General features: G+C 57.1%; 2 protein-coding genes. Both read right to left on the bottom strand.

Annotation, left to right across the window (positions count from 1 at the left end; genetic code table 11):
• A partial coding sequence (gene rpsI / locus ACR0B3_RS24275; RefSeq protein WP_480811277.1) for a 30S ribosomal protein S9 occupies window positions 1-352 on the bottom strand: 352 nt, incomplete at its 3' end.
• Window positions 353-355: 3 nt separating this feature from the next.
• On the bottom strand, window positions 356-814 hold the full coding sequence (gene rplM / locus ACR0B3_RS24270; RefSeq protein ID WP_317654871.1) for a 50S ribosomal protein L13: 459 nt from the start codon (window positions 812-814) through the stop codon (window positions 356-358).
• Window positions 815-948: the final 134 nt, after the last annotated feature.

The following is a 948-nucleotide window of genomic DNA, read 5'->3' as shown; positions in this document are numbered from 1 at the left end:
CCGCACCTGCCTTACCTGACAAGCCACCGCCTTTGACGGTTGCCATCACATCAAACTGATCTTCCACACCAGCCACAGAGAAAGGCTGACGCAGGATCATCTGCAACACAGGGCGGGCAAAGTAGGTTTTGATCTCTTTGCCGTTCACGGTGACCTTGCCAGAGCCTGGCTTGATCCAGACGCGGGCAACCGCATCTTTCCGCTTACCCGTTGCATAAGAGCGGCCAAGCGCATCGCGCACAGGCTCGCGGGGGGAGGCATCCACGGAAATGGATGTCGCACCTGCGGCGGGGGCAGAGCCCTCAGCCACGGCGCCTTTCAGCTCATCGAGCGAAGAGAGTGTCTCGGCCATGGTTTAGCTCCGCGTGTTCTTTTTGTTCATGGATTTTACATCCAGAACTGTGGGGTTTTGTGCCTCATGCGGGTGCGCTGCACCTGCATAGACGCGCAGATTGGTCATCTGGCGGCGCGACAGCGGGCCACCGGGAAGCATGCGCTTGACCGCCTGCATCACAACGCGCTCAGGATGCGCACCTTCGAGGATCTGGCCTGTGGTGCGGCTCTTGATCCCGCCGGGATAGCCTGTGTGCCAATAGTTTGGCTTGTTGCGCTTGTTGCCCGTCACCTGCACTTTTTCAGCGTTGATGACGATGACATTGTCGCCCATATCCATATGGGGCGTGAAGGACGGCTTGTGCTTGCCGCGCAGCCGCATGGCGATGATCGAGGCAAGACGGCCGAGAACAACGCCCTCAGCGTCAATCACGATCCATGACTTGTCGATATCCGCAGGAGTTGCGGTAAAGGTTTTCATGTATACGTTCCTTGGTCTTAGATTTTGACCGAAAAAGAGGCCGCCTGTGCGACCCCCGTTAAAGATGGCAGGCTTATGCGGCAGAGACGGGGTAAGGTCAAGCCTTTTTAGCGCGCCTAAATTCTGATTAATTA

It is taken from the genome of Ruegeria sp. CE9 (assembly GCF_056537425.1).
The sequence above is the reverse complement of the archived record's forward strand: the minus strand, read 5'-3'. Positions and strand labels throughout refer to the sequence as shown.